Here is a 2,992-nt window from a genome sequence, read left to right on the forward strand (position 1 = left end):
TTTTCCTTTTCTGAAAGCAAATAGATTCTTAACTTGCGGTTAAAATAGGTCAATTCGACCGATTAAAATTTCTTGAGATTAAATTTCTTTGAAAGGTTTTAATGATGAAGACAACAATAAGCTATTTAGTTTTATTTTTAATTTTAACATTTGGTCATTCATACGGACAATTAACTGCAATAAAGATCGAACGACTGCCAATCTCCGGCTCGGAAGAATGGAACGCTCCAATCTTCTCGCCGAACGGAAAGAAAATCTATTTCACAAATTCTTCATATAATGGAATTTGGGAATATTCATTTGCGACAAAAAAAACCCGCAAGATAACTTCAGATCAGGGTTCAGGCTACGGATTTGCGATTTCGAGTGATGGGAATCAAATCGCTTACCGCAAAACATTCTACCCAACCGGAAGCCTTGAGAGAGTTCAAGAGATCATTTCTCTCAACCTAAAAACTGGCAAAGCCGCTTCATTTGCTAAAGGGGATAATCTTTCAACTCCAACATTCACAAAATCCGGCGTAACGTTTTCGGATTGTGATCAAACGAAAAATCTATCGCCGCGAACATCTCAAAAAGAAATTTCAATTCTAGGAATAGAAAACACAAAAATCGCAGTGAACAAAAATGGTGTAAAAGTTTTGCTCGATCCATTTGGAAATGGAAGTTACATTTGGCCGAGTCTGTCAACCGATAGGACAAAAATCGTCGCGTATGAATCCGACCGCGGAACATTTATATGTGATCTAAATGGTAATATCATTTCAAAACTCGGAAAACGAAATTCAGCAGTTTGGTCACGCGACGGCAACTGGCTCATATACATGGACGATAAAGATGACGGACACAATATTCTTTCATCCGAAATAATGGCTGTCTCCGTCGATGGAAAGAATACTGTGAATCTGACAAACACCGCAAATATAACTGAGATGAATCCGCATGTCTCTTCCACTGAAAACAAAATTGTCTGCAACTCTTTAAACGGTGAGATTTTCATACTCCATTACGATATCAAATCGGCGAACAGGAAGGAAATAAAATGATGAAAAAAATATTTACTCCTATTTTGCTCGTATTAATTTTGTTTTCATTCTCCTTCGCTCAAAGAACCGATTTGAGCGGATTGAAATTCTGTATCGATCCCGGACACGGCGGAAATAATGCGGCAAACGACCGTCTTGTTGTCCCAGACCCTGGAATAAGTTTCTGGGAATCAGAAAGCAATTTTCAAAAAGCACTTTTATTGAAACCAATGATCGAGGAGAAGGGCGGATGGGTAATTCTCACACGCAATACAAACAGTTACCCGAATGATAATGATGAGCCGAGTCTTTCTGCACGCGCTGCAATCGCGAATGCAAATAATGTCCATTGGTTCAATTCCATTCACAGCAATGCAACCGGTGGAACGAATAATGGTACAAACTATACCTTAATGTTAATTAAAGAAGATATCCCGACTCGTCAGCCGGCGTTTCCCGAAGCACTCAACATGGCAGACAAACTTGGAAAACACATCAAAGCGAACAACCGAACTTCTACTTACTACGTCAGACTTGATTATACATTTTACGGCGGTCCGAGTGGTGGATTTAATCTTGGAGTTTTAAAACCATTATTAATGCCCGGAACTCTTTCGGAAGGATCGTTCCATGATTTTTATCCAGAGACTCGACGTCTCATGAACAATCATTACAGAAAAATGGAAGCTTATGGACTAGTAAGAGGATACCTCGAATATTACAGCATCCCATTCGATTTATTTGGATTTGTTGCAGGGATTCAAACCGATTCAGAAACTGGAAAGCCAAAAAACCAATCGAGAGTAAAACTGCTCCCTGCAGACATTGTTTATAACGGAGACTCTTATAACAATGGTTATTATTTGTTTGACAGACTCACTCCCGGAAATTATAAAGTGGTTTTTGAAACACCCGATTACGGAAAAGATACTGTCAATCAGACTGTTGCTGCAAGCGGATTACATTTTCTCGATAGAACTCTTTTCATCGCAACTCCGCCGACAATTACACAGACTCAACCATTGCCCGGAGACACAGGATTTAAGGTGAACAACTTGATCGGAATTAGATTTTCAAGACCGATGGATACAACTTCTGTACGTTTAGCTTTCTCATTGTCGCCGCCTGCGAGTGGAAATTTTACATGGACTGCTGGAAGCACGATGCTGTTGTTCACACCAAATCCGGTATTGAGTTATAACACTAATTACGTTTTGACTATTGCAGCAGCTGCAAAATCACTTGGAGGTACTTCTATCGATGGAAATAACGATGGCGTACCCGGCGATCCGTTTATTTTAAGCTTCAAAACTGAAAGCAATACAACAGATGTTACCGATCGATTTGAAACTCCGTTGAAATATGAATTGAAACAGAACTATCCAAATCCATTCAATCCTGGAACAAGTATTCAGTACTCAGTACCTAGTAGAGAGAAAGTAACATTAAAACTATTTGATGTGCTCGGATATGAAGTTGCAACACTTGTTGATGAGGTGAAAGAATCCGGCGTTTATTATTATCCATTCTCAATTATAAATTATCCATTACCAAGCGGGATTTATTTTTATCAGCTTCGTGCTGGATCATACGTTGAAACAAAAAAAATGATGGTTGTGAAGTAAGACTGAATAAAAACCGACTTCTTAATTCACAGAAAAAGTGAGAGAAGTCGGGTTTTTAGATCAGTTTTAGATATAAAAAATTTGAAAAACTTCAAAAGTCTCAACTCGAATTATACATTTAGCTAAGACTTTTGAAGTCTCATTTTTATTTCAGTGCACAGATTTCGAAACGACATCGAGTCGTTTTAATCTGTGCTACGATTCAGATTTCTTCTATACTATGTCAGACATAACTTTCTGATAATCATTGGGATTGTTCATGTTGAGAAACACTCCCGCTTTATAATTTGGAAATTCTTTTTCGACATCGATAATTTCGGCCGGAGTTTCCTTAACCAATTG

The 2,992-nt window shown here is 38.3% G+C and carries 2 protein-coding genes; both read left to right on the forward strand.

What is annotated here, in order from left to right; translation table 11 throughout:
• The first annotated feature begins 101 nt into the window (after positions 1-101).
• Positions 102-1,046, forward strand: coding sequence for a hypothetical protein (locus FJ213_13195; protein ID MBM4177107.1), 945 nt, complete (start codon positions 102-104; stop codon positions 1,044-1,046).
• On the forward strand, positions 1,043-2,650 hold the full coding sequence (locus FJ213_13200; GenBank protein ID MBM4177108.1) for a T9SS type A sorting domain-containing protein: 1,608 nt from the start codon (positions 1,043-1,045) through the stop codon (positions 2,648-2,650). Before FJ213_13195 ends, FJ213_13200 begins: the two co-directional genes overlap by 4 nt.
• Positions 2,651-2,992 lie beyond the last annotated feature (342 nt).

The sequence above is a fragment of the Ignavibacteria bacterium genome (assembly GCA_016873845.1).
Classification (GTDB): domain Bacteria; phylum Bacteroidota; class Ignavibacteria; order Ch128b; family Ch128b; genus JAHJVF01.

What these genes read in the sequence shown, in the direction of transcription:
- FJ213_13195 (MBM4177107.1), top strand. Translation starts at nt 102, where the DNA reads ATGATGAAGACAACAATAAGCTATTTAGTTTTATTTTTAATTTTAACA.
- FJ213_13200 (MBM4177108.1), top strand. Translation starts at nt 1,043, where the DNA reads ATGATGAAAAAAATATTTACTCCTATTTTGCTCGTATTAATTTTGTTT.